The sequence below is a fragment of the Peptococcus niger genome, assembly GCF_900101835.1.
GTDB classification, from domain to species: Bacteria; Bacillota; Peptococcia; order Peptococcales; family Peptococcaceae; genus Peptococcus; species Peptococcus niger.
Window position 1 is genome coordinate 103186 of sequence record NZ_FNAF01000004.1, and the last position, 22937, is coordinate 126122.

A 22937-nucleotide genomic window follows, 5' to 3' on the forward strand; every position below is an offset into this window, starting at 1 on the left:
GGGATGGGGCAAACAATGAAAGAACAACTGTTGACAAAAACGCCGTTGGCCCTCTTAGTGCAATTGTCAGTGCCGGCCGTCATTGGGATGATGGTCATCGGGCTGTATCCGTTAATGGATGGTATTTTCGCAGGTAAAATTATAGGACAGGCGGCTATGGCTGCCTGCGGTATTGCGCTGCCGTTGACCTTTGTCAATAATGGTGTGGCAACCCTTATCGGTATCGGCTCAGCCTCTGTTTTATCTCGAGCCATCGGTAAAGGTGATACAAAGACTGTAGATAAGATCATGGGTAACTTAATTTTTTGGGTTATCATTTTTTCAGCTATCATTACCATTGGCGGCATTCTTTTGGCACCGCATTTTTTGACCTTAGTTGGTGCCGGTGGTGAGATAAAAACCCTTGGCATACGATATTTGCGTATTTTGTTCTTGGGGTCGCTTTTTGTTAACTTTACCCAGTCGGCCAATATGGTGATGCGTGGCGAAGGGCTTATGAAAAAAGCCATGCTTATCATGGGGCTGGGGGCTTTGCTGAATATTATATTAGATCCCATTTTTATGATTGCGATGGGACCCTATGCTATAGAAGGGGCGGCCTTAGCCACGATTATCGCTCAATTTATTCAAGCCCTGGTGACCTTGCGTTACTTCACTAGAAAAAGTAAAGTTGTTAAAATTCGGCGCATTCAATCAGATGCGCAAATTAAAAAAGCAATGTTTGCTGTAGGGGCATCCGCCATGATGATGCAAATTTTATTTATGATCCAGCAAACATTGCTATATAAAATGGCCTTTCAATACGGTGGTGAAGCCAATGGTATTTTAATGGCGGCCTCCCTAAGGGTATACGCTTTTTCTTTTATTCCCCTGTGGGGGATGAGCCAAGGCTTGCAGCCGGTGGTTGGTACTAATTTTGGTGCCGGTGAATATAAACGCGTGCGCGAGAGCATGAAGGTTTTCTGCATTGGTGGTTTAATCTTGGCTGGAATATTCTGGTTGCCGGCCCTGGTATGGTCTGGGGAAATATTGGGCCTATTTGGTGTAGCGCCGGCCATTATTGCAGATGGCATTTGGTCCTTTAGAATGTTTTATTCGATCTTCATTCTTTACGGTGTGATGGTGATGGTTATTACTTTTTTCCAATCCATCGGCAACGCGAAAAAAGCCGGGCAGATTGTTATGCTGAGACAATTGATTATTTTTGTGCCGGCTATGATTGTTCTACCGATGTGCTTCGGTATTTCTGCGGTTTGGTTTACAGAACCCTTGGTTGATTTTATCGTTATTTGCTATGCTTTGATGGCTATGCGTAACGAGTTGAATCATATGGGCAGAATATAAAATGCATAGAAAAAATCCGTCTGTCCCTCACAGGTTTTTGTGAAGGGCAGACGGATTTTTTTGTCTTATGTTTTGTACTTACATAAGGATGAATTTTAATACGAAGAGGGCGGCCAGGATGATCATGACCCAGCTGACCGGTTCGCGTTTGTCTTTGCCGGCAAAGATGTTGTAGATTAAGTTGATGAAAACATAGCTCAGAACGCCTAAGGTCAGGCCGTCGCCGATGGAATAGGTAAGCGGCATGGCGGCGATGGTGATAAAGGCGGGCATGCCTTCTGTGATGTTGAAGAGGTCGATGCCTTTGACAGAAGTGAGCATGAGGTAGCCGACGTAGATAAGGGCCGGGGCTGTTGCACAGGCCGGTATGGCGATAAAGATTGGTGAAAAGAACATGGCGGCTAAGAAGAGGCAGCCGGTGGTGATGGCGGTAATGCCGGTGCGGCCGCCGGCCAAGACGCCGGTGGAGCTTTCGACAAAGGTGGTGACGGTGGAGACACCTAAGGCGGCGCCGGCGGTGGTGGCCAGAGCATCGCTCATGAGGGCGCGGCCGACGCGAGGGACGCGACCTTGTTCATCGAGCATGCCGGCTTTGGTGCTGACCCCGACTAGGGTGCCCACGGTATCGAAAAAGTCAACAAACAGGAAGGTTACGATAATGATGAACAGGGTTTTAAATGTTTCCAAATCCAGTAAGTGTTCCCAGGCAATTTTGCCGGCAATCGGAGAAATGGATTCAAATTTTAAAACGCCGTTGGGTAAGTAGATGCCCAGGTCAGCAGCTGCCTGTGGATTGGATAGGGCATAAATCCAGGCGATGATCGAGCACATGGCGATGCCGATGAGAATAGAACCGCGAATGTTCAGTTTGTCCAGGACGGCGATTAAAAAGACGCCCAGGCAGGTGATGATGGTTGGTATATGGAAGGCGCCCATGGATACCATGGTGGCCTCGTTGGGGACGATCAATCCGCTGGAACTGAAGCCAATCATGGCAATGAACAATCCAATACCGCCGGTAACCGCCAGCTTCATATTTTGCGGGATTGAATTGACAACTGCCTCCCGTACCTTAAAGAGGGTTAGGAAAATAAAAATAATACCTTCAATGAAGACAGCGGTTAAGGCTATTTCCCAAGGGATATTTTGCTTGATGACAACGCTGTAGGCAAAGAATGCGTTCAACCCCATACCGCTGGCAAGGGCAAAGGGCAGGTCTGCAATAAAGCCCATGAGAAAACACCCGATGGCGGCTGCCAGGCAGGTAGCGGTGACCAAGGCGCCTGCATCCATGCCCGTTTCCCCTAAAATTTGCGGGTTAACGGCAATAATGTAGCTCATGGTCAAAAAGGTGGTCAGGCCGGCGAGTATTTCACGGCGCCAGGGAATATTTTTATGCCCCAGCAGCGGAAACAGCCGAACCAAAGGTGATGCCGGTTTTTCTTGAGATGACATAAGTCCCTCCTTGTCAATAATTCCAAAAGGTTACCCGAAAAGGGTATCACACGGCGACGATTTTGTCCATGGCTGATGTAGGTAAAGTGACGGTAAATTGGATGGTAAAAAAAAGGACCAATTGGTCCTGTCGGTGCGCATCAAAGGTGTGCTAAACTATCGCCAACCACAAAGGAGGACTTATAATGAAACTGGATACGAAGAAATTAAGCTTATATGCCTTATTTATTGCCTTGACCTGTGTTGGGACGCTGGTCGTCCGTATTCCCTTTCCACTGACAAAGGGTTACCTAAACTTGGGCGATGCGGTCCTTTTAGCCGCGGCATTAACGCTGGGACGAACAGGCGGTTTGTTGGCCGGTGGGCTGGGGTCATTTTTGGCAGACCTTTTGACCGGCTATGTGTACGCGCCTGTAACGCTGGTGGTCAAGGGATTGGAAGGGTTTATCTGCGGGATTATTTTTGAGCGCATCCCAACCACCGCTGGGCGAATTATCGCCGTAGCCGTTGGTGCCGTGGTCATGGCAACAGGGTATTTTATTTTTGAAATTATTTTGGTGGGCCTGTATCCAGCAGCCTTGTCCTACTTGGCCAACCTTGGTCAAGGGGCTGCCGGGGCGGCCTTGGCCTACATCTTGTCGCTGGCCTTGGAAAGAGGGCTGCGCAGCATGAATGTCCTGCCGAGTAAGTAAATCACGCATAAAAATAATCGTCACAGTCGCTGAATTGACTGTGACGATTATTTTTATGGGCTTTTTTCAGTCAAAATTTTTTGAGCTCATCTGTCAGGCTGCCTTGATGGCGATTTAATCCGATTAAGGGCAGAGCGATGGCAATCAGCAGAAAAATGGGCAAAACAAAGAGAAAGGGCATAAAGGATGTTTGCCAATCGGCAAACCAGATGGTTTCATTGATGCCCTTCGTAATAAGAGGATTGGTCAAGGCAAAAGCCGATAAGGCTAGGATGGCGGCCAAGATGATGGTCAGAATGTTTTCCGCAAAAAGCATCCTGTAAAGCTGATGCTGGCTCATGCCAACGGCGCGCAACAGGGCAAACTCACGCCGGCGCACCAGTAATCCGGTGAGGATGGTGTTGATGAAGTTGGCAACAGCAATGGTGGCGATAACGGTCACGACAAGTCCGGCAAATAAGGTCAATGTTCTTTGGAGGCGTCGGAAGTCAGCCCGGGCATTGGCCTTGCTTTCGTAGTCCAAAGAAGAAGCACTTGTTAATCGCTTGAGGGTTTCTTCCATCAGTGGTTGATCTTTTTTAGGACAGTCGTAGGCGAGTAAGTGGACTTGCGCTGCCGGGTCCTTGTCTAACAATGCCTCTGCACCCAACAGGTAGGCTTCAGAAAACTGGTAGCGGGCCGTAAGAGCATAGGGTAGGGTTAGTGTGGCACAGACTGTGTAGGTCTGCGGCTCCGCCGTTTTATCCACTCCAATTTTTAATTGAACCTGATCGCCGACTCGCAGACGGTGACTTTTTCCGATGGGCTGACCATAATCATCTGTGCGAATGATGGCGGCAACGCTAGGTTGGGAGGGGTTGCTTAAGGAGGATAGGTTTCCATCCAGTAGGCGAGCCTTTTGGAGTATAAAGTCTGTTGCGCCATAAAGCTGAACTTCATTGGCAATCATGCCATCAGCATTCGGCCTTTGGCCCTTTAGGTAAGCGGCCAAATCTTCATCGCTGTAGCCGAAGTTTGACTTGTAAAGACGGCGGAGGTCTGGTTCAGGAATCATTTCCGCAGCGTAGTGGCTGGGACGGTAGACGGCACCCCAGGTTCCCTGTGGCAAGAGCGGCTGGAGCCTTTTAATATCTTCGGGGTCCAAGGATGCAGCCGATATGCTGTGCGCAGGAACAAATACATCACCGTTCGCCACGATGAAATCTGCAGGTATTTTTGCCAGGTATTTTTCTTCGCTAAAGCTATTAGACAGGTTCACTGCATTGGCAAATAGCCATAGGGTGAGGGCCAAGCTGATGGCCGTTAGTACAAGCCGTTTTCGATTGCTGTGTAAGTGGGCCAGCCCCAGCCGAATAGGCGACAGGGGACGGTGGCGATTGCGGCGTCTGGTGGACAATTGAAAGTCTGCAAACTTAACTGCTTCAATAGGAGCAGCTTTAGCCGCCAACCGTGCCGGACCCATGCTGGCCGTGTAGACCGTCACTAAGGTAAAAAGTGCTGATGCGATAAAGATAATCGGGTTTGCGGTCAAGATGATACTGTTCTTCAAATTGATTAAGGTAAGAATTTTCGGCAAGAGTATCGTGCCCAAGGCCCATCCTAAAGCAAGACCCGGTGGGATTCCGGCTAGGGATAAAAAGACGGCCTTTAAGTGAACCACATGCCGCAATTGACGCGGGGTGGTGCCGATTATTTTTAAGAGTCCATAAAAATGGATGTCATCGCTTACGGAAAAACGGAAGATATGATAAATCACCAGGCCGCTGCAAAGCAGGATGACCGTAAAAATAAACAGCAAGCTACCGCCTACAAGCGGATCCTTGAACCGGCTTAAACGACTTTGTGTATACCCCCAGTTGACCCCGTAATCAATGTAATGCGCCTTATCCGGGCCTTTATATTGATAGCCTGCATTATGGATGGCATCTTGTAACTGCTTTTCAATTTGCCGAGAAGAGGAAAACTGAACGCTCAGTTGATTTTTCCCCGTGGAAGTAAAATCGTCCGGTGGCAGCTTCCCCTGTTGGACCAAGCGGTTGACCAGGTCATGGGAGATGAGGACCTGTCGAACAAATACACCCGGCTCATGGGCATAGGTGCCGCTTAAGGTGACGGTTTGTGAAATAACCGCTTCGCCAATTTGCAGCTCCAAGGGAATTTGCGACCCGATGACCGGTTTAATCCCCAAGGCTTTGAGAACATCCTCATCAATAACCGCTTCATTCGTTTGTTCTCTGGGTAGCTGGCCTTGATCCGGTGTCGTGAAGGACCAGTCGGCAGCGGTTTTATCCATATAGGAGACTTCCACTTGCATTTTTTGTAAGGCCGGATTAGTGGCTAAGCCGGCAATGACTCGGAGACCGGTTTTCTTAAAAGCGGTCGATTTGCGAAGTTGCTCCAGTTCCGAATCGTTGAGATTTTTCAGTTCCCCATGGGCAATGCTTCCGACTTGGCGGAATTGGTCCATCTCCATGGCTTGATTGGCTCCGCTGAGTAAGGTGAAAATAGCAGAGAGCATGAGGGCGGTCAGCATGATGGCAAAAATGGTAATGGCATTTTTACCCCCTTCTGAGCGGATCTGGGCGCGGGCCAGCCGACGAAGGACTTTTTTATTATTCACCTTACGCATTGGCGGGCTCCTGGAGGCGACCATCCTCCAAATGCAGAATGCGGTCTGCCAACTGGGCCGCCGCTTCATTATGGGTAATCATCAAAATAGTTTGACCCAGTTCGTGTTGGGTTAAGGCCAACAGGGCTAAGACATCTTGACCGGTGCGGCTGTCCAAGTTGCCAGTGGGTTCGTCAGCCAAAAGGATGGCCGGCTTGGCGGACAAGGCACGGGCGATGGCAACCCGTTGGGCTTGACCGCCGGATAATTCACCGGGAAGTCGGTCGTGTAAATTGGTTAAGCCTAAAAGCTGATCAAGCCTTTCAAGATAAGAGGGATCAGCAGTGGCGCCATCTAAATCCAGTGGCAGCCGAATATTTTCGTATACGGTGAGCATGGATAGAAGGTTGTAATTTTGAAAGACAAAGCCAATTCTACGTCGTCGGAAAATACACCGCTCATCTGCTGATAATTGATAAAGGTCTTGATCGTCTACCAGCACCTGGCCAGAGGTGGGACGGTCTAGACCTCCCAGTAGGTGCAGTAAGGTGCTTTTGCCGCTGCCGGATGTACCAACGATGGCAACAAACTCTCCGGCTTTGATCTGAATGCTGGCGTTTACCAAGGCGTGTACCGGATGTTTGCCGTGTTCATAAGTTTTACAGAGCTTGACCGTTTTTAATCGATTCATGGGTAGTCCCCCTTTCTAAGATGATGATATCAAACCGGAACGATTCAAATGCCACTATATGAAAAAAGAATCTGTCATTTTAGACAGATTCTTCGGTTGCCGGTAAATACAGTGAAAAACAAGCACCTTGTGTTGATTTCACGCTAATATACCCTTTTTGGGATTTCAAAATCTCTCTTGTGAGATATAAGCCCAAGCCAACGCCTGGAAGTTGATGGACAGCAGGCGAGCGATAAAAGCGTTTAAAAATTTTGGCACTGTCTTTCTCTGAAACGCCCGGTCCCTGGTCGATTACATCGATGCGGGTGTAAAAGGTCAGCGGGACGACGGAAATTTGGATACAGCTGCCTGCCGGTGAATATTTTATTGCGTTGTCTAAAACATTTTGCAGGGCCTCGCTTGTCCACTTCAGGTCATAGACGGCATAGCCTTCGCTGGCATTGACTTGGATGGTCATACTTTTTGCATGGGCAGCGGGCTGCATAAGTTTGATGACTCCTTTTAAAAGAGGGGCAAGCGGTGCCCGTTCAGGCCTTGTTTGAAGAATGCCTGCCTCCAACCGTGCGCCTTTTAACAGGGCTTCCAAAAGAAAGGTCAACTTTTCTGTTTGTGACAATAAGGCTTCCACATGGGCGTGGGCATCAGGTGATAAATTGGATTCAGATAAGAGTTCGCTATAGAGTTGTAAATTGGCCAAGGGGGTTTTGCACTGGTGGGCAATATCGGCAATCAGTGCAGCAGACCGATTTTTTTCTTCAGTTAAGCGGGCGTTTTGCAGTTCCTGGGCCCGCCAAATGTCAAGCAGGCGACATTCCAGAGCAGAGGCAAGGCTTTCATCGTATTCTACGGTATAGGGCTTTCCTTCTCTTAGGGCATCGAGGAGAGCCGTGAGACGCTTTTCAGTAGTTCTGTGGTTAAACATCATTTTTCACTCCACCCCACAGATAGCCTTGCCCATGGACAGTTTGAATATAGTGTGGCGCCTGGCTATTCGGCTCAATCTTGCGCCGCAGTCGGGTTGCCAGCATGGATAAGGCATTATCATTGCTGACATGGTGGTCGCTTGGCCAAAGCAGGTTCATGAATTCTGTACGGCTGACCACTTGGCCATTTTCTTCAAGCAGTCGGCGCAAGAAACGTATTTCTTGCCCGCTAAGGGGTAAGTCTACGCCACCTGCTTCAAAGACCAGGCGGTTAAAATCTAAGTATAGGTGGGCATCCTTGTATTGACGACAGGGCATGATTTGCCGCAATTGGGTACGGACGCGTGCCCGCAAAACGGCCAGACTGAAGGGCTTGGTTAAGTAGTCATCGGCACCGGCTTCTAAGGCCCTTACAATATCCCACTCGGCATCATTGGCCGTTAAGCAAATAATCCGCTCTGCTTGACGCTGAGCCAAGGGTAAGAGGTCAAAGCCGGAGCCATCCGGCAATTGAATGTCCAATAAAACGAGGTCTACCCGTTGGCGCTGTAAATGATTGACTGCTTGAACATAGGTACTTGCCACACCAATATCGTCGGCGTCTTGGGCTAGGGCATTGGCCAAGCCATCTGCCAGCAGGTGATCGTCTTCAACAATCAGTAAATGGGTCATAGGATCATCCTTCACAAAAAAATCCCGCCGGAGCGGGATGGCATCACAGGGGATAGTGGAAAACTTCCTTTAAATGCACACAGAGTAAGTCTGTTTGCTCATCAATCGGTAAGCTTGCATCGATTTTGAGCAAGGGGTCTTTCAGTGCTTCAGACCAGTGTAGATAACGTGCGCGCACCTGCTGTAAGACCTCTCCTTTTTCGTAGTGCTCCGGAGCATCGCCCCGGGCGCTGATACGGGTCAAGGCCTCTTCTGCAGGCAGGTCAAAAAGAAAGGTGATGTCTGGGCGGATACGTTCTCGAATGGGTGTGTTGATGGCGTGGACCCATTGGCCGTCGAGCGCCGGCGCATTATAGGCCAGGGAGCTTAACAGGTGACGGTCGCAAAGGACGGTTTTTCCGGCGGCCAGTTCTTTTTGAATGATTAAGGCATGTTCACTGCGGTCGGCTGCAAAAAGCAGGGCCAGGGTGAGTTCGTCCAGCGGAATATCTTTTGCCAGGGCACGGCGCAACAACTGGCCCACCGGGCCATCGGTCGGCTCCCGGTGGCAGGTGTGGCGGATGCCGGCGGCGGTGAACCGCTCTGACAGACGCTCAACTTGTGTGGATTTTCCGCTGCCGTCAATGCCTTCAAAGACGATAAAAGCCGGCTTGTAATCAGTTTTCATTGGCTAAATGGGGAACCAAGTGCATGGCTTCTTTCATCAAGCGGCTCGTTTCATTGCCAACAGCGTTGGCGCGGTCATTGCCGGCTTGGATGATATCGCGGACTTCATCTAGATGGCTTTCATAATAAGCCCGTTTTTCCCTAAAGGGGGTTAGCAAGCGGTTAATGCTGGTAAAAAGTTCTTTTTTGCAGGCGACGCAACCGATGGAGCCGGCCTTGCAGCGGTCACAAATATCATCATACTGGTCTTTTGTAAAAACGCTGTGGTAAGTGGCGACCACACAAATATCCGGGTGGCCCGGGTCATTCTTGTGAATGCGGGACGGGTCGGTCACGGCGGTCATCACCTTGCTGCGGAGCTCGTCTTCCGGGTCCGAAAGATAGATGGCATTGCCCAGACTTTTACCCATTTTGGCATTCCCATCCAAGCCGGGCAGGCGTGGAAAATCACCGACAAGCATTTTCGGCTCAATCAGGAAGGGAGCGTCGGCGGCATACAGGTCATTAAACCGCCGGACCAACTTACGGCACAGTTCAATATGGGGGGCCTGGTCTTCGCCAACCGGCACCAAATGGGCGCCGCAGAAGGTAATGTCTGCCGCCTGGCTGACCGGATAACCAAAGAACCCATAGGTCATGTCGTCATAGCCGTAATTGGCTGCTTCAGATTTGACCGTTGGATTTTGACGCAAGACGTTCATGGTCACCAACATGGAGTAAAAAATAGTCATCTCTGCAATGGACGGAATCTGTGATTGTAGAAAAATGGTGACTTTATTCGGGTCCAAGCCAACGGACAGGTTGTCCATGGCCACTTGCATAATACTTTCCGAAATCAGTTCAGGTCTTTTAAAATGGGTGGTCAAGGCTTGGATATCGGCAATTTCAATAAAGCTGTCGTATTCATCCTGCAGGCGGACGCGGTTTTGCAGACTCCCGACATAATGGCCAATGTGCAACCGACCGGTTGGTCGGTCACCGGTCAGGAGCCGTTTTTTTGGGCTGGTCATAGTTGATCTCCTCACATAATTTAATCATAAACAGTATAAAGTCGCCCCCTGTCTTTGTCAAATAAGCGCCTCAGTATAATAGACAGCTGTAAAAGATTGTGCTATAGTACACATGAGAATTCTAAGTTTTGCCACAATACTAAAGAGCGATAAAATAAATTTATAAATAATAGGGAGGCCTTATGCAACAGACGAAACATCAGCAGGTCATTGCCCACATCGAGTCCTTGCCCGTGGGAGAAAAAGTTTCCGTTCGGCAGCTGGCACGTGAATTGGGTGTCAGTGAGGGGACGGTTTACCGTGCCATTAAAGAAGCGGAGAATCAAGGGTATGTAACGTCCATTCCAAAAGTCGGCACGCTGCGGATTGAAAAAAATAAAGAGCGTACCATTGATACACTGACCTATTATGAGTTGAGCTTATTATTAGAAGGGAGCATTCTTTCCGGCGATGCGCATCGGGAAGAGGTGCCCAAAACATATCTGGTGGCTCTTTCAGCGGATGATTTGGACAATGAACACTTGCACCCCCAGACCATGATTATTACAGATGCCAAGCAGGAGGCCATTGTCCAGGCAGCTTTGGCGCTTAAGTTTCCGCTTTTACTGGCTAATGTCAGTCATACCGGGGAACCCATCTTAGCCGTATCAGATGTTGACCAGATTGTCATCTCTTGCCCTTATGATATTTTTGAATTGATTTCACTCATCAACCAGACGATTTTTGAACGGGTTAAACGCAGAGAATACGTAATGGTGTCTGATATTATGACGGAAAATCCCTCTTGCTTAACGGTGGACGATCATATTGAAGATTATTTTCAGTTGAGCAAGCAGACCCACCATTCTCACTTTCCGGTAGTAGACCACGATGGAAAATTAGCCGGTATTGTTACGGCGCGTCTTTTGGCCAATCGCGAACCGTATTCACGGATTGGTGATGCGATGGAGACCAATCCACTATTGGCCAAGCCGGATGACTTGATGAGTTACTTGGCGCGGCTTTTTGTACTGGAAGGGACAGAAATTGTACCGGTGGTGTCTTTTGATGATACCTTAGCCGGTGTGGTCACGCGTCAGGACATTATTATCGCCTTACAGAGCACCCAAAAACAACCACAGTTTGGGGATACAACAGATATCGTTTTGCTGAGCGGTTTCCAGCTGTCCAGCCGCAGCCCCTTTGTGGAAGTTTCAGGCCCGGTGACGGATTTTATGTTGGATGAATATGGTGAAATGAGCATCGGTAGTTTGTCTTCCGTTTGTGCTCAGACCGCTACCATCGGTTGTCGTGTGATGTATAATGCGGTTTGCCAGCCGGAAGTGCAAAGTGTGCAGTTATACGAGCCGATTGTCGAAGGCATGGTCATTAAAAATATGGTGGAGGTCTACCCGAAAAGACAGGGCGAGTACTTGGGCAGTGTGCGCGTTGTATCAGAAAATAATGTTGTTTTAGCCCAGTCGATGATTTCATTGACCTCCAGAGATAAATAGAATATGCAGGAACTGCTGGGCCGGTTGTTTGGCAACAGCAGTTTTTTTATTGATGTGTCTTCTGAGCTTTTGTTGCCAAAGGTTGCAGGTCTTGTTATCATAAAAAGACAGACAATTAAAATAATACAAGGGGACCGGGCTTATGGATGATTTTTATCAGTGGATAGGGGAGGCTTATCCGGATCAGCTTTCAGCTTATCGGCAAGCGGCGGGCACCTTGGCCGATTGGGCAGAGGAGCACTTGCCGGATAATTGGCCGGAGGTGTTCCGGGCCTATTACGGCATTCCGTATGTAGACCTACGCGAAGAAACGGTATTACCGGCTCAAGAGGATTTTCAGTCCCAGCTTGATCAAGGCTATGTCTGGTGTGCCTTTGATGGGGGAAAAAGGCTGGTTTGTGCCTCCCTAAACTCAGCTCCGGCTTCGGAATGGCCCTTGGCCTTGGGCGATCGTGCTTTGATTCAGGCGGCCTTGTGGGCGCAGCTGGCGCCGCCACAGCAGGGCCGGCTGACGGAAAAAGCGGACATTTGGTTGGATTTGGACCATTTGCCGCCGGGACGAGATGTGGAAACGCTGGTTGGCCATCTTTTATCGGCCGCTTTAGCAGAACGGGCGTCAGACCTTCATCTTGAACCGGGGCGGCTGTTGACCATTCGCATCCGGCAAGACGGCTTATTAAAGCCTTTGTGCAGGCTGGAAGGCAGCTATGGCGAAGGGGTCATTAACCGGATTAAACTGGCTGCGCATATGGATATTGGCGAGCATGTTCTACCGTTGGATGGTCAGTTTAAGCTGCTTTATCGGGGGAAAAGGTTGGATGTGCGGGTGGCGTCTTTGGCCACACGTGATGGTGAAAAACTGGTGCTCCGCTTTTTGCCGGAAATTTGGCAGAATCGGTCACTGGTATCCTTGGGCTACACGCCGGAGCACGATGCGCACTTGCGCCGGTTGGCCCGTGCGCCGCATGGCCTGATCGTTTTAAGCGGTCCGACGAATAGTGGTAAGACAACGACCCTGTACGCCTTGTTAAATGAGTTGAAAGATGAGGAGAAGGCTTGTTATACCATTGAGGATCCTATAGAAATTACCCTGCCCGGTGTCAATCAGGTCCAGGTAAATCCAAACCGGGACTTGGATTTTCCGCGGGCTTTACGGGGCATTTTGCGGTTGGATCCGGATGTGATTTTGGTTGGTGAATTGCGCGATGCTGAAACGGCACAGATTGCCGTACAAGCGGCGATGACCGGGCACTTGGTATTGACCACCATTCACGCTTACGAGGCTCATGCGGTTTTTCATCGCTTGCTTGATTTAGGGGTTTCACGTGAGCTCATCGCATCTATTTTGCTGGCGGCTCAATGCCAGCGGTTGGTGGCAGCCCGCTGCCCTCATGCGGATGCGGGCAAGGAGCCCTGTCCGCTGTGCCACGATAGCGGTGAATATGGTCAACTGATTGTAGAGGAGTGCTGGACGCCGGATGATGAGGACCGGGCGCTCATGCGGTCAGGCGCTGATGGTGCCCGATTGAGAAGGGCTTCTTTGACGAAGGGCTTTTGCAGCATGGAAGAAGATGGGCTGAAAAAAGTTGCTCAAGGGCAGCTGAGCCCTCAAGGATTGGCCAGGGTTTTCGGGCCGGAGGTGCTTCATGAAAACCTTCAAATATGAAGCCATGACTCTGAACGGTCAACGAATCGATGGTGAAAAATCAGCTGCTTCGATTGCAGAATTGGCCGCCGCACTCCAAGGGGAAGGCTATTATTTGCTCTCGCACCGGGAGTTGACCCTGTTGGATCGGGTTCGGAAAAAATGCTTTGCCGATGAAGAAGCCCTGATTTTTTTCCTGCGTCAATTGGCCTTTATGCTACAAAGTGGCATATCTATTTCGCGGACCTTGACCTATTTACAAGAGGATGCACCGAAACGGTATATTCGTATGATTTGCGAAGACCTGCAAAAGGGGCTGTCGAAAGGCAAACCGCTGCAAGCGGCTTGGCGTGATTCGGCACTGGGGCTGCCGGCTGAAATTGGCGATTGGTTTGAAATCGGGGATATGATGGGCGACTTAAGCAGTGCGGCGCAAACGGCTGCCGATGAATTGGCAGAACGCCGGCATCTGAAACAGTCGGTTGCCCAGCAGGTTTTTTATCCCTTCCTGGTGTTGTGTCTCTTACTGCTGTTTTTTAATTTATTGCTTTTTGTTATTTTACCGACCCTCATGCAGACATATGCCCAGCTGGGCGTTCGCTTGCCGGTTATGATGCAGCCCTTGGCAGCACTCAGTAAGCTTTTTGCTATTCCGGGCCTATCTTTTATTTTGGTTCCCTTGGGGCCGGCGCTATTCATTGCTTTGGGAATTTGGGTCAGCCTTTATCCACCGGCCAGACACCGGCTATGGCAGCTGGCGCGGCGGTTACCACCGGTCAGGCGTCTGCTTTATCGGCACTTGTATGTGGCTTTTGCCGGGAGCCTGGGACGGCTATTGAGTGCCGGTATTGGCTTGGAACGGGCCCTTGTTTTTTTACAAAAGCGACAGTTTATGGCTTCAGTGGGAGAGGATTTGGACGCTCTAACCCTGGCCTTGCATAGGGGGATGCCGCTAAGTCGTGCCATGGAAAATTTGGATTTTGTGCCGGAATTGGCGGCAACGCTTTTATTTGCCGGTGAGCAGGCCGGCAACTTGCCGCAGGCCTTACTGGATACCGCCGGTTATTATCGCGAACGGGCCGAGATGGAACAGCGGTTTCTTTTGCGCATCATTGAACCGGTGGCGGTGGTGTTCTTGGGGGCCATGGTTTTAGCTGTTGCCTTGATGTTCTTCTTACCTTTACTGGGAACTTACGATCAATTTTTACAGTAGGAGGGCGTATGAAACGAGGCATCAGTTTGCCTGAAATGCTGGTGGTCCTGGCCATTATGGGCTGCTTTATTGCGATATTGGCGGTCCGCGTCATGCCTCTGGTCGATCAAGAACGTGATGGGCGCTTTGAAGCGGACATGCGGATTATAGCAGGTGCCATGGAAACTGCAGCCCTGGACGGTGTTCGACCGGATGGGCAGCGCACATTGGTAGAAAAAGGCTACTTGAAACAAGCGTTAAAGCCACCTCTGAAAGGGCTTTCTTATCAATGTCATGTGCAGGGACGAGATGCCGTGGTAGAACTTGTCAGGGAGTCGGATCATGAGGTACAGAAAGAAATATCAATTGCGAGGGTTTACCCTGCTTGAAGCGCTCTTGGTGTGTCTGATCTTTGCCCTGGTGGCTGTAGCGGTGATGCCGGTCATGTATCACAGCATTCAAGAAAAAACGACCGAGCAAGAAGCCATGGTGCTTTTGAGTAATCTGAGATCAGCTCAGCTGCAGGTGATGCGTGAAGGCGGTACAGCAGTGATACGGGCGAATGGGCAAGGCTACACCATTAACTACGACGGTCCCCGCCCTTATCAAAAGAGGGTGCCCCTCAAAAGCCGGATCAGTCAATCGACTGTGCTAACCTTCCAGCAGATAGATCGGTTGAGCAGCCGGACCTTTCCGGCAACATTTACCTTAACCGCCGGGAATACACAACGCTATATCATTGTGGATTCGGTCGGCCGTATTTACTATCGGCAAATAAAGCCTGAGGGGTGATGGGATGCGTAAACCTGGAAATACGCTTTTGGAAGTTCTGGTGGCCCTCTTTATTATGGCAATCCTTTTGCTGAGCCTTTTACCGGCGGTCGGCAATATGGCGCAATGGGGTAAAAAAATTGATGAACGCGCCGAGCTGCGTGCGTCCGTAGACGGTTTGTTGGCCGGCACCGCCGGTACAGGCACCCTGCCGGACGGCGGCCGCTGGCAGACCGATTGTCATCCTTTTTCTGCCGTTCAAGGGGTGGATGTGGTCACCGTAACCATCAAGAGGGAGCATGAACAAGTTCAATATATGACGCTGAGAAAGGCATCATCATGAAGGGACAGAAGGCCTTTAGTTTAGTTGAAGCCTTGGTGGCGCTTTTCGTCGGCGCCCTTGTTGTTCTCATGGCCACCCAATTCTGCTTCCAATTTATGCAGACGAGCCATCGCTTGGCAGACGAGGTGCGCCTTAGGGATCAACTGGTCTATGGCATGAACCGGATGGAAGAGGATATTCGTGAATCAGAAGGCGTTTGTACAATGAGACATGATGATCCCTTGAGGTCAGATAGGCTGTATTTAAAGCGCCGGATTGCCGTGCCTAAAGGGTTTAACTTTGGTGAAAGTCAGTGGCAGTTTATTGAATACGGGTTAAATTGGAATAGCAAACAAACCGCAGAAGACCGGTCAGCCGGGCCCTACGTCCTCTACCGGCGGTTGCACTTGAACGTTTTAGGCGGCAACGACCGCCAGCCGCTCAATGCGGGGATGGTCAAGGAGGGACTTGCCATTCGCTATTTAGATGCAAACGGTCAGGAAACCCGACAAGCATTAGAGGTGGCGGCATTATCGGTCACCTTAACCGGTCAAACTTCTGTCGGCCAACGATTGATGTTGACCCGGGAAATATCTTTGGAAGGGCGGGAAGCCAATGAATGACAGTAAAAGGCTGGTATTTTTCCAGGAAAGTGGTCAATGGCAGACGGTCACATACAGTGAAACAGGTGAACAAGAGTCGCAGCAAACCGGGCTTGTTTTGCCGGGCAAGGGGACAGATTATTTTTTGAACCGCAACCGGTTCCGGCCTATCGTGATGGTACCGGCTAAACATTGCCGGTGGTTTTTGCTCACCCTTCCGGCCAAGACGGAGGAGCATGACCGCCACCGCATTTTACGGTCACGCGCGCAAAGCCTGGGAAGTGGCCAAAGGCCATTTTTCTATTACCGTCAAGTCGGCGAACAAGCTCATCTTATTTTATACAGCCTTTGTTTGATGAGCACGCCCCTTACCCGGCGAGAGCAGGTGATGGTCGGTCGTTGTACCTACTTGCCTGAAATGGTGTGGCAGAGCCTTGGCTTTGAAGACGGCAGCGGTTACTATGAACAGTCGGATGGGTCGGGCTGGTGGGCTTGTATGGACGGCTCTTGCGCCATTGCCTTAAAAATGGGGGACCTTGCTGAGATTCAGCAGGCAAAAGAAACGCTTCAGGCCTTCGGCCTGGCCTGCACCGATCACTTGCGCTTAACGAAAGCGGCTGAGACAGCGACCTTGCCGGACTTGCCCGGCCAAAGTGAGCGAATGGGGCAAGCTGGTCAAAAGCGCTTGTGGCAGGCGATTGCCCTTGTAGTTGTCTTGGGGATCACCGCCTCCGGCCTTCTTCATTTTCAGGCGAATCGCTTGACTGCTCAGTTGGAAACGGCCCAATCGAGAGTGGCCGACTACTCGTCTACTGCGGATAAAGCCATTGTGCCGTATGGGGCGGTCTTAACCACCATTCATGAAAAGGCAGGGTCAACCATTCATTTGGAAAAATGGGTGGGTCAAGGCAGTCAATTAACCCTTAGTGGACGGTGTTCGGACCAGGAGCAACTGAAAAAATTTTGCGCGGCCATTGAGGATGAAGGCACCGTCACGCAAGTGCGCTTGCTTGATATGACGCCGAAAGATCAACAATGGCTCTTTCAGATAAGCCTGCAATTTCATTAAAGGGAGGGTGCTATGGGGTTACGTAAACCGTATGTTATTGCTTTATTGGCAGCACTTATTTTATTTTTTACGGTCCAGGTTTATTCCGGTCTGGCCCAGGTTCACGATTTACAAGATGAACTCAATCGGCAAAAGCAATTGACACAAGTGGCGCCCGTTAGCCAAGCGCGGTGGCAGGCCTCTGAATTGATTGGCAACTGGCAGAAAGCGCAAGGTCAATTTACCATCAGCGCGCCGGACCTTACATTTAACGCGCAAACCGGGCATCATCTTGTTCAATTCAAAGGAAAAACGGCCAACTTATTGGCCTTTTACCGCTATTTTGAAAAGAAGGCGCAAGTCGGCACCATTACTCATATGACCTTGGAGGAGGCAGGCGATGATTCGACCTTGTCGGTGGAATTTCTCTGGTGAAAAACGTGCCGGCGCCTTACTGATTGTCCTTTTTGTCATGGCCTTGGTGATGCTGATGCTCATGACCTTGCTTGGCCTCATGCATTGGCAGGCCGATATGGAAGGCGCTGAAGAGGCCCGCTTCGCAACGGAAGAGCTTTTGACCGGGGCTGCTCGTGCTGCACAAGCAGCCTTGCCGGACACCTTGCCGGCTGTGGGAAAGACGGTGACTTTATTTGATGAGGCCCTATCAGCAGATAATCATGTTGCCGCATACTTAAAGCGGGATGATCAGTACCGCGTCAGCTTGCAGGCTGTTGCAAGACATCTCCCATCTGCGCCACGCACCCAAACGCGCAGCTATTTTGTTATAAAAACAGCAGAGGCGCTGGACGAAACACCGGTTATGGTTTATGATTTTAATCGGCGAGATGGCGCTTTTGACGTTTGGCTGACCATCAATGCCGATGCGCCCTTGGTCCTGGTGCCGCCGGCGGACATTGCCAAGAGCCCCGGCAAGGATTTAGGGACCAAGTGCGAACCGATAGAGTTACATGTCATTGGGCCCTTGCAAGTTGAATCGCCCTTGCATGTTAGGGGAAAGCTCATCGTTGATGGTGATTTGCTGGTTAAAGCGCCGATAGAGGCGGAAGAGGTTTTCGTCCAGGGCCGCTTTTCCCTGGCGGGCGCTGGCCATTTGACCGCTAAGGCCCTTTGGCTGAAATCGCCCGAAGATCTTGCCGCCGTAAAAGCCCCGGATGCGGATGAAGCAGCCTTGATTGAGGCCGATATCCGTCAATGGGATGCGCCTGCGGCGCTTCATTATTATGATTTGGGTTTAGCAATAAAGGAGAAAAAATGGACCATCAAGGACGCCGGGCGCGCTTCTTAGCCAAAATGGCGCAAGCAGGCCGGGCAGCAGCGATGATTATAACGAGTTATGAAAACCGCCGCTATTTTAGCGGCTTTAGCGGCAGTTTCGGATATTTGCTGATAACGCCAAGCCGGACTGTCTTGCTCACAGACAGCCGGTACACCCAGCAGGCTCAAGAAGAAGCCCCGGATATTCTACATAAAAAAGTTGGCGGATTGACCGCCATTGCCGAATTGGCTAAGCTTCTGCAGGATGTGGATGACGGCCCAATCGGTTTCGATGGCCGGTTGGCTGATTATCCGACCTATGTGGCCTTGGCCGCCCAATTCGGTGCAGATCGGCTGGTTGACCTGTCGGATATCGTTGATGCTCAGCGTGGCGTGAAAGACGCAGATGAAATCGCCTTGCTTGCTCAAGCGGAAGCCATTGGCGATGCCGCCTTCCAGGTGGCTTGTGAGCGCATGCGGGCAGGGATGACAGAAGTTGAAGTGGCGCTTATCCTGGAAACGGAGATGCGCCGGCGCGGTGCCCAGAGCACGAGTTTTGATACCATTGTTGCCAGCGGTGCACGCGGCGCCTTGCCCCACGGTTTGGCGAGCGGTAAAAAAATGGCTGAAGGTGACCTCGTGGTCATGGATTTCGGTTGTAAATTTAACGGCTATTGTTCAGATATGACCCGGACTGTTGCCATCGGCCAGCCCTCGGCTGGGCTGCAAGACCTCTATGCCTTGGTGTTGAAAGCGCAGAAGGTTTGTCTGGATGCAGCGCGGGCGGGCGTTATCGGAGCAGAGGTCCATCAAATAGCTGTGGACCTTTTCTCGGATGCCGGTATGGGAGCCTATTTTGGTCATGGACTGGGGCATTCTGTCGGTTTGGAAATTCATGAAAAACCGGTGTTTTCACCTGCCCAGCAATCGGCTTTGCCTGCCGGTACCGTGATTACCGTTGAACCGGGCTTGTACTTACCGGGTCAAGGCGGCGTACGCATTGAAGATGTGATTGCCTTAACCGATGACGGTTGTCTTAATTTAACCCACTCTCCGAAAGAGCTGCTGATCCTATAAATAAAAAGGTGGCAATATAAGACGCTGCACGGTATAATATATCTGATTGACCAAGACTGTTAGGAGGAAAATAACGAATGATCTCATCCAATGATTTTAGACCCGGTGTCACCATTGAACTGAATGGCGATCCGTGCCAAGTAATTGAATTTCAGCACGTCAAGCCCGGTAAAGGGGCTGCATTTGTGCGCACAAAAGTCAAAAACTTAAAAACCGGCTCCACCACAGAAATGACCTTCCGCGGTGGTGAAAAAGTGCCGAAAGCAACCTTAGAGCGTCGTCAGATGCAGTATCTTTACTTTGATGGTGACAGCTATGTCTTCATGGATAATGAGACATTTGATCAAATCAGCCTGCAGGAAAAGGCATTGGACGGCGGCGAAAAATATTTGAAAGAAAATATGGATTGCCAAGTGACTTCTTATGAAGGTGAAATTCTCGGTGTGGAATTGCCCACGACCGTTGAATTGGAAGTAACTGAAACCGAACCGGGCATTAAAGGGGACACCGCCTCCGGCGGGACAAAACCGGCAACGCTCGAAACTGGCGTTACCGTTCAAGTGCCCTTCTTCGTCAATACCGGTGATGTATTGCGCATTGATACACGCACCGGTGATTATCTGGAACGCGCCTAAAGGCGTTGGTTGAAAGGAGATTGAAATGGCTATTTCAGAACGCGTCGCTTATTTGAAAGGTCTCGCAGAAGGATTAGGGCTTCAGGAAAAGGACAAAACCGGTAAATTTTATAATGAACTTATGAGCTTACTGGAAGAAATGGCGCTGGTCGTGGATTACCTTCAAGATGAAAAGGATGAACTTGAAGAATACCTTGATGCACTGGATGAAGACCTGTCTGATGTTGAAGACGTCGTTTTCGATTTAGATGACGATGAATTTGATGACGATGATTTTGAAGACTATGATTTCAATACTCTGGGCAATTATATGGAAACTGAATGCCCCGGTTGCGGGGAAACCATCGCCTATTTTGACGATGCGGAAGAAGGCGACTCCATCGATATCATTTGCCCGAACTGTGGTGATGTGGTGGCCAGCATCGGTGACGATGATGACATCGAAGTAACAGAAGCAGAAGAAGATCTGTAAAGTTTTATTGCTAGACTTATTCGCTCGGCATTTGCCGAGCTTTTTTATTTGCCTGTGATTGCACAATAATGCACAAGTGAAATATTCTTTAAGATATGGGTTGTAAGAAAAAATTGCAACAAAATGGGTGTTGAAATGAAATCATGGGAAGCGGTATTTAAAATACGGTGATATTTTATGACAAACATCAACAAGTGTGATATAATGGACACATAAAGAGCGAAAAGTATCTTGACATCTCTTAAAAAAACTGAAATTAGTTTTTTTTAAGATATTTTTTTTGCTGTTTTAAGGGTCAGAAAAAAACAAGTTGTCTGATTTTATTCTTTTTGCATTTCTGTTAGTGAATTATTGCACAAAATTTCATTGAAACAGATGTCAAAATCAAAGGAGGTATTTGCATGGATTTTCAATTGGACGAAAAACGGGCGATGGCTCAGCAACTGTTTAGAGATTTTGCTGAAAAAGAGGTCAAGCCCTATGCCCAGGAAGTTGACGAAAGTCACGAATTTCCGCGGGAAACGGTTAAAAAAATGCAAAAATACGGGTTTATGGGGATTCCCATTCCTGAGGAATACGGTGGTCAAGGCTGCGACACCATGACCTATGTCCTGGCCGTAGAAGAATTATCAAAAGTTTGCGGTACAACGGGGGTTATCGTGTCTGCGCATACCTCTCTGTGTGCCGATTGCCTGCTTAAAAACGGGACAGAAGAACAAAAACAAAAATATTTGGTTCCCTTGGCCAACGGCAGCAAACTGGGTGCTTTTGCCTTGACGGAACCGGGTGCCGGTACAGATGCGGCCGGCCAGCAAACCAAAGCCGTTTTAGATGGCGATGAATATGTTCTGAACGGGTCTAAAATCTTTATCACCAACGGTAAAGAAGCCGATACTTATATCGTCTTTGCAATGACGGATAAAAGCGTTGGCACCAAGGGGATTACCGCTTTCATCGTTGAAAAAGGAACGCCGGGCTTCAGCTTCGGGACCAAAGAACGTAAAATGGGGATTTGTGGCTCCTCGACCTATGAATTGATTTTTGAAGACTGCCGCATTCCGAGAGAAAATATGTTGGGACGCGAAGGCCGTGGATTCGGTATTGCCATGACCACCTTAGACGGCGGGCGCATCGGGATCGCAGCCCAGGCCTTGGGCTTGGCTGAAGGGGCTTTAGATGTGACCCTTGAATATGTTAAAGAACGTAAACAATTTGGACGTGCCATCGGTAAGTTCCAGTACATTCAATTTGAATTGGCAAAAATGGCCACGCGCATTGAAGAAGCACGCCACTTGGTGTACAAAGCCGCTATGGCAAAAGATGATCCGAAAATCAAACGTTTTTCTTATGAAGCCGCTATGGCAAAATTATCCGCTTCAGAATGTGCCCGCTTTGTAACCGAACGCGCCGTTCAATTGCACGGTGGTTACGGCTATATTGCCGAATATGATGTTGAACGCATGATGCGTGATGCAAAAATTACCGAAATTTATGAAGGTACTTCTGAAGTGATGCGGATGGTCATTTCAGGGAACTTATTATCGTAAGGGGGGACTTTTCAATGAAGATTGTGGTTTGTGTCAAACAAGTACCGGATACCACGGAAGTTAAGCTGGACCCGGTTAAAGGGACTCTTATTCGTGAAGGGGTACCCTCAATTATGAACCCGGATGACAAATCCGGTTTGGAAGCAGCGCTTCGTTTAAAAGAAGAAACCGGCGCTGAAGTTACGGTTCTCACCATGGGGCCACCTCAGGCAACGGCTGTTTTGCGTGAAGCCATGGCCATGGGGGCCGATGCAGGTGTTCTTTTAACCGACCGGGCATTTGGCGGGGCAGACACCTGGGCCACCAGCTATACCCTGTCTTTGGCACTTAAAAAAATGGACTTTGACCTTCTGATTACCGGTCGTCAGGCCATTGACGGGGACACGGCGCAAGTCGGTCCGCAAATTGCCGAACACTTGGGCATTGCGAATGTCAGCTATGCTGAAGAATTGCACGTGGATGGCGATTATGTAATTGTTAAGCGGCAATTTGAAGACCGCTACCATATGGTCAAAGCACAAATGCCCTGCCTGGTGACGGCTCTGGCTGAATTAAATGAACCGCGTTATATGACGCCCGGCGGTATTTTTAAAGCATTTGAAGCACCAATTCAGGAAATGCACTTTGAAGACCTTGACGCCAATGCTGATGATCTCGGCTTAAAAGGCTCCCCGACCAAAGTGGTCAAATCTTTCCCGAAAGCGGTTAAAGCTGCAGGGACCAAGATTGAAGCCAGCCCGGAAGAATCGGTAGAATATATTGTCGACAAGCTCAAAGAACGCTTCATGCTGTAGAAA

The 22937-nt window shown here is 49.7% G+C and carries 24 protein-coding genes; 17 read left to right on the top strand and 7 right to left on the bottom strand.

From position 1 onward, the window contains the following. Positions 1 to 15: 15 nt before the first annotated feature. Positions 16 to 1344: an MATE family efflux transporter gene (locus tag BLQ16_RS04550; RefSeq protein ID WP_479724469.1), complete on the top strand. Its 1329-nt coding sequence runs from the start codon at positions 16 to 18 to the stop codon at positions 1342 to 1344. A 78-nt stretch (positions 1345 to 1422) separates the two neighbouring features. Here the strand turns inward: BLQ16_RS04550 and BLQ16_RS04555 are convergent, their stop codons facing one another. Then, entirely contained in the window at positions 1423 to 2799 is a 1377-nt protein-coding gene (locus tag BLQ16_RS04555) for an NCS2 family permease (protein ID WP_091791565.1), read from the bottom strand. Positions 2800 to 2984: 185 nt separating this feature from the next. Between BLQ16_RS04555 and BLQ16_RS04560 the strand changes: the two genes are divergently transcribed. After that, the gene (locus BLQ16_RS04560; RefSeq protein WP_200781880.1) at positions 2985 to 3491 is read left to right on the top strand and encodes an ECF transporter S component; all 507 of its coding nucleotides are present in this window, start codon (positions 2985 to 2987) and stop codon (positions 3489 to 3491) included. 70 nt (positions 3492 to 3561) lie between these two features. On the opposite strand, the gene BLQ16_RS04565 is transcribed toward BLQ16_RS04560, so the two are convergent. From BLQ16_RS04565 to trpS, 6 genes are all read right to left on the bottom strand, one after another. After that, the gene (locus BLQ16_RS04565; protein WP_159427984.1) at positions 3562 to 6120 is read right to left on the bottom strand and encodes an ABC transporter permease; all 2559 of its coding nucleotides are present in this window, start codon (positions 6118 to 6120) and stop codon (positions 3562 to 3564) included. Then, a complete protein-coding gene (locus BLQ16_RS04570) occupies positions 6113 to 6790 on the bottom strand; it encodes an ABC transporter ATP-binding protein (protein ID WP_091791568.1) in 678 nt (225 codons plus the stop codon). Before BLQ16_RS04570 ends, BLQ16_RS04565 begins: the two co-directional genes overlap by 8 nt. A gap of 79 nt (positions 6791 to 6869) precedes the next feature. After that, entirely contained in the window at positions 6870 to 7715 is an 846-nt protein-coding gene (locus BLQ16_RS04575; protein WP_091791569.1) for a sensor histidine kinase, read from the bottom strand. Beyond that, a complete protein-coding gene (locus tag BLQ16_RS04580; protein WP_091791570.1) occupies positions 7705 to 8385 on the bottom strand; it encodes a response regulator transcription factor in 681 nt (226 codons plus the stop codon). The genes BLQ16_RS04575 and BLQ16_RS04580 overlap by 11 nt, the downstream gene beginning before the upstream one ends. A gap of 43 nt (positions 8386 to 8428) precedes the next feature. Then, on the bottom strand, positions 8429 to 9052 hold the full coding sequence (gene tmk / locus BLQ16_RS04585; RefSeq protein WP_091791571.1) for a dTMP kinase: 624 nt from the start codon (positions 9050 to 9052) through the stop codon (positions 8429 to 8431). After that, positions 9042 to 10061 carry a tryptophan--tRNA ligase gene (gene trpS, locus BLQ16_RS04590; RefSeq protein WP_091791572.1) on the bottom strand — a complete coding sequence of 340 codons (1020 nt, stop codon included), beginning with the start codon at positions 10059 to 10061 and terminating at the stop codon, positions 9042 to 9044. Before trpS ends, tmk begins: the two co-directional genes overlap by 11 nt. A 182-nt stretch (positions 10062 to 10243) precedes the next feature. Between trpS and BLQ16_RS04595 the strand changes: the two genes are divergently transcribed. From BLQ16_RS04595 to BLQ16_RS04665, 15 genes are all read left to right on the top strand, one after another. Continuing rightward, complete coding sequence (locus BLQ16_RS04595; protein WP_091791573.1) at positions 10244 to 11554, top strand: CBS domain-containing protein; 1311 nt, start codon at positions 10244 to 10246, stop codon at positions 11552 to 11554. A 142-nt stretch (positions 11555 to 11696) separates the two neighbouring features. Continuing rightward, positions 11697 to 13220: a GspE/PulE family protein gene (locus BLQ16_RS04600; protein WP_091791574.1), complete on the top strand. Its 1524-nt coding sequence runs from the start codon at positions 11697 to 11699 to the stop codon at positions 13218 to 13220. Then, positions 13201 to 14412 (top strand): type II secretion system F family protein, encoded by a 1212-nt coding sequence (locus tag BLQ16_RS04605; protein WP_091791575.1) that lies wholly within the window; start codon positions 13201 to 13203, stop codon positions 14410 to 14412. The genes BLQ16_RS04600 and BLQ16_RS04605 overlap by 20 nt, the downstream gene beginning before the upstream one ends. An 8-nt stretch (positions 14413 to 14420) precedes the next feature. Beyond that, on the top strand, positions 14421 to 14780 hold the full coding sequence (locus BLQ16_RS04610) for a type II secretion system protein (RefSeq protein WP_091791576.1): 360 nt from the start codon (positions 14421 to 14423) through the stop codon (positions 14778 to 14780). Further along, on the top strand, positions 14734 to 15183 hold the full coding sequence (locus tag BLQ16_RS04615) for a type II secretion system protein (protein ID WP_144019660.1): 450 nt from the start codon (positions 14734 to 14736) through the stop codon (positions 15181 to 15183). The genes BLQ16_RS04610 and BLQ16_RS04615 overlap by 47 nt, the downstream gene beginning before the upstream one ends. Before the next feature lie 4 nt (positions 15184 to 15187). Beyond that, positions 15188 to 15505 carry a type II secretion system protein gene (locus BLQ16_RS04620; RefSeq protein WP_091791578.1) on the top strand — a complete coding sequence of 106 codons (318 nt, stop codon included), beginning with the start codon at positions 15188 to 15190 and terminating at the stop codon, positions 15503 to 15505. After that, on the top strand, positions 15502 to 16107 hold the full coding sequence (locus tag BLQ16_RS04625) for a PilW family protein (protein ID WP_091791579.1): 606 nt from the start codon (positions 15502 to 15504) through the stop codon (positions 16105 to 16107). The genes BLQ16_RS04620 and BLQ16_RS04625 overlap by 4 nt, the downstream gene beginning before the upstream one ends. Beyond that, entirely contained in the window at positions 16100 to 17155 is a 1056-nt protein-coding gene (locus BLQ16_RS04630; RefSeq protein ID WP_091791580.1) for a hypothetical protein, read from the top strand. The genes BLQ16_RS04625 and BLQ16_RS04630 overlap by 8 nt, the downstream gene beginning before the upstream one ends. 12 nt (positions 17156 to 17167) lie before the next feature. Continuing rightward, positions 17168 to 17569 carry a hypothetical protein gene (locus BLQ16_RS04635; RefSeq protein ID WP_091791581.1) on the top strand — a complete coding sequence of 134 codons (402 nt, stop codon included), beginning with the start codon at positions 17168 to 17170 and terminating at the stop codon, positions 17567 to 17569. After that, complete coding sequence (locus tag BLQ16_RS04640; RefSeq protein ID WP_091791582.1) at positions 17535 to 18440, top strand: hypothetical protein; 906 nt, start codon at positions 17535 to 17537, stop codon at positions 18438 to 18440. Before BLQ16_RS04635 ends, BLQ16_RS04640 begins: the two co-directional genes overlap by 35 nt. After that, positions 18407 to 19486 carry a M24 family metallopeptidase gene (locus tag BLQ16_RS04645; RefSeq protein WP_091791583.1) on the top strand — a complete coding sequence of 360 codons (1080 nt, stop codon included), beginning with the start codon at positions 18407 to 18409 and terminating at the stop codon, positions 19484 to 19486. The genes BLQ16_RS04640 and BLQ16_RS04645 overlap by 34 nt, the downstream gene beginning before the upstream one ends. A 77-nt stretch (positions 19487 to 19563) precedes the next feature. Continuing rightward, positions 19564 to 20121 carry an elongation factor P gene (efp, locus tag BLQ16_RS04650; RefSeq protein WP_091791584.1) on the top strand — a complete coding sequence of 186 codons (558 nt, stop codon included), beginning with the start codon at positions 19564 to 19566 and terminating at the stop codon, positions 20119 to 20121. A gap of 25 nt (positions 20122 to 20146) precedes the next feature. Next, positions 20147 to 20593: a CD1247 N-terminal domain-containing protein gene (locus tag BLQ16_RS04655; RefSeq protein WP_091791585.1), complete on the top strand. Its 447-nt coding sequence runs from the start codon at positions 20147 to 20149 to the stop codon at positions 20591 to 20593. Between the two features lie 401 nt (positions 20594 to 20994). Further along, a complete protein-coding gene (locus BLQ16_RS04660; protein ID WP_091791586.1) occupies positions 20995 to 22140 on the top strand; it encodes an acyl-CoA dehydrogenase in 1146 nt (381 codons plus the stop codon). Between the two features lie 14 nt (positions 22141 to 22154). Beyond that, entirely contained in the window at positions 22155 to 22934 is a 780-nt protein-coding gene (locus tag BLQ16_RS04665) for an electron transfer flavoprotein subunit beta/FixA family protein (protein ID WP_091791587.1), read from the top strand. Positions 22935 to 22937: the final 3 nt, after the last annotated feature.

Bases quoted from the DNA above. Each gene is read 5' to 3' on its own strand.
- BLQ16_RS04640 (WP_091791582.1), top strand. From the start codon at position 17,535: ATGATTCGACCTTGTCGGTGGAATTTCTCTGGTGAAAAACGTGCCGGC.
- BLQ16_RS04605 (WP_091791575.1), top strand. From the start codon at position 13,201: ATGAAAACCTTCAAATATGAAGCCATGACTCTGAACGGTCAACGAATC.
- BLQ16_RS04595 (WP_091791573.1), top strand. From the start codon at position 10,244: ATGCAACAGACGAAACATCAGCAGGTCATTGCCCACATCGAGTCCTTG.
- BLQ16_RS04630 (WP_091791580.1), top strand. From the start codon at position 16,100: ATGAATGACAGTAAAAGGCTGGTATTTTTCCAGGAAAGTGGTCAATGG.
- BLQ16_RS04555 (WP_091791565.1), bottom strand. From the start codon at position 2,799: ATGTCATCTCAAGAAAAACCGGCATCACCTTTGGTTCGGCTGTTTCCG.
- BLQ16_RS04660 (WP_091791586.1), top strand. From the start codon at position 20,995: ATGGATTTTCAATTGGACGAAAAACGGGCGATGGCTCAGCAACTGTTT.
- BLQ16_RS04610 (WP_091791576.1), top strand. From the start codon at position 14,421: ATGAAACGAGGCATCAGTTTGCCTGAAATGCTGGTGGTCCTGGCCATT.
- BLQ16_RS04570 (WP_091791568.1), bottom strand. From the start codon at position 6,790: ATGAATCGATTAAAAACGGTCAAGCTCTGTAAAACTTATGAACACGGC.
- BLQ16_RS04550 (WP_479724469.1), top strand. From the start codon at position 16: ATGAAAGAACAACTGTTGACAAAAACGCCGTTGGCCCTCTTAGTGCAA.
- BLQ16_RS04625 (WP_091791579.1), top strand. From the start codon at position 15,502: ATGAAGGGACAGAAGGCCTTTAGTTTAGTTGAAGCCTTGGTGGCGCTT.
- BLQ16_RS04645 (WP_091791583.1), top strand. From the start codon at position 18,407: ATGGACCATCAAGGACGCCGGGCGCGCTTCTTAGCCAAAATGGCGCAA.
- BLQ16_RS04635 (WP_091791581.1), top strand. From the start codon at position 17,168: ATGGGGTTACGTAAACCGTATGTTATTGCTTTATTGGCAGCACTTATT.
- BLQ16_RS04655 (WP_091791585.1), top strand. From the start codon at position 20,147: ATGGCTATTTCAGAACGCGTCGCTTATTTGAAAGGTCTCGCAGAAGGA.
- BLQ16_RS04600 (WP_091791574.1), top strand. From the start codon at position 11,697: ATGGATGATTTTTATCAGTGGATAGGGGAGGCTTATCCGGATCAGCTT.
- BLQ16_RS04665 (WP_091791587.1), top strand. From the start codon at position 22,155: ATGAAGATTGTGGTTTGTGTCAAACAAGTACCGGATACCACGGAAGTT.
- trpS (WP_091791572.1), bottom strand. From the start codon at position 10,061: ATGACCAGCCCAAAAAAACGGCTCCTGACCGGTGACCGACCAACCGGT.
- BLQ16_RS04560 (WP_200781880.1), top strand. From the start codon at position 2,985: ATGAAACTGGATACGAAGAAATTAAGCTTATATGCCTTATTTATTGCC.
- BLQ16_RS04575 (WP_091791569.1), bottom strand. From the start codon at position 7,715: ATGATGTTTAACCACAGAACTACTGAAAAGCGTCTCACGGCTCTCCTC.
- efp (WP_091791584.1), top strand. From the start codon at position 19,564: ATGATCTCATCCAATGATTTTAGACCCGGTGTCACCATTGAACTGAAT.
- BLQ16_RS04620 (WP_091791578.1), top strand. From the start codon at position 15,188: ATGCGTAAACCTGGAAATACGCTTTTGGAAGTTCTGGTGGCCCTCTTT.
- BLQ16_RS04580 (WP_091791570.1), bottom strand. From the start codon at position 8,385: ATGACCCATTTACTGATTGTTGAAGACGATCACCTGCTGGCAGATGGC.
- BLQ16_RS04615 (WP_144019660.1), top strand. From the start codon at position 14,734: ATGAGGTACAGAAAGAAATATCAATTGCGAGGGTTTACCCTGCTTGAA.
- BLQ16_RS04565 (WP_159427984.1), bottom strand. From the start codon at position 6,120: ATGCGTAAGGTGAATAATAAAAAAGTCCTTCGTCGGCTGGCCCGCGCC.
- tmk (WP_091791571.1), bottom strand. From the start codon at position 9,052: ATGAAAACTGATTACAAGCCGGCTTTTATCGTCTTTGAAGGCATTGAC.